Here is a 1,284-nt window from a genome sequence, read left to right as displayed (position 1 = left end):
CTGACCCGTCCCCCATGGATGCGACCAGCCGGAATTAGAGTCTCGTTGGCCCTGATCAGGGCCAGAAGGGACTATGGGAACCATGGCTGGACGGAAACGGCATTCCGCGGAGGACATCGTGCGCAAGCTGCGGCGCGCCGATGAACTGGCCGCGGAGGGCTTGACCGGCGAGCAGATTGCCGCTGACCTGGGGGTCTCGGCGGCGACACTGTATAACTGGCGTCGCCAGTACGGCGGTATGGACACCGACGCCGCCAAAGAACTCAAGGAGCTGCGGGAACAGAACGCCCGATTGAAGCGGCTACTGGCCGACGCGGAGCTGGAGAAAGACGCGCTGCGCGAGATTTCGAAGGGAAAATTTTAGGCCCAGCGGCCAAGCGACGGGCCGTGGACATGCTCGGGGAGGTCATGGGCATGTCGGAACGGTTCGCGTGCAAGGTTGTTGGGCTTGCTCGGTCGACATATCGCCGGTTGCCGGCCGCGCAGACACCGGAAGACCCCGATGCCGGGACGCGGGCCTGGCTGCGGAGCTATGCGGCCAAGAACCCGTGTCACGGGTTCCGCCGGGCCTGGGCAGTGCTGCGGTTCGACGAAGGCCACCGGATGAACATCAAGAAAGTCCACCGGCTCTGGCGGGAAGAAGGCTTGCAGGTGCGGGCGCATCACCCGCGTAAACGGGCCGGCACCTCGTCGGTGCCGGCGGTGGATGCGGATGCGCCGAAGGTGGTGTGGGCGCTGGATTTCCAGTTCGACTCCACCGTCGACGGGCGGGTGGTGAAGATCGCGTCGATGATCGACGAGCACACCCGCGAATCGCTGTTGCACCTGGTCGAGCGTTCGATCACCGGCCAGCGTCTGGTCGCTGAACTCGAGCGGGTCTTCGCCGTCCACGGAGCACCGAAAGTGCTGCGCCTGGACAACGGGCCGGAAATGATTTCCGCAGCATTGCAGTCGTTTTGCGAAGACCGGGTCGGGATCTCCTATATCCCGCCGGGCACCCCGTGGAACAACGGGTTCGTCGAATCGTTCAACCGGCGCCTGCGCGTCGAGTGCCTGAACCGCAACCACTGGACCAGCCTGCTCGAAGCGAGGGTGGTGATCGCGGATTTCAAGCACGAGCACAACCACCGGCACCGGCATTCGGCGCTGGGCTACCGCACACCGGCCGAGTACGCTGCGGCCTGCACCCACACCCACCACCCCGTGGGCTGTGACATCAACTGAACACCGACCAAACGACAGCGACTCTGAAACCGGGTGGTCGCGTTATCGGGGACTGGCCAC

1 protein-coding gene is annotated in these 1,284 nt (G+C 64.8%); it reads left to right on the top strand.

All coding sequences use genetic code 11. The features are described from left to right. Nucleotides 1–82 precede the first annotated feature (82 nt). A protein-coding gene (locus tag ACIA75_RS35715) for an IS3 family transposase (protein WP_397111508.1) occupies nucleotides 83–1,224 on the top strand; the annotation gives its coding sequence in 2 pieces (ribosomal slippage) (nucleotides 83–350 and nucleotides 350–1,224; 1,143 coding nt in all). The last annotated feature ends 60 nt before the right edge of the window (nucleotides 1,225–1,284 follow it).

This window comes from Nocardia sp. NPDC051750 (genome assembly GCF_044453135.1).
Lineage (GTDB): Bacteria > Actinomycetota > Actinomycetes > Mycobacteriales > Mycobacteriaceae > Nocardia.
Note: the sequence above shows the minus strand (reverse complement) of the source record. Positions and strands in the feature narration are given on the sequence as shown.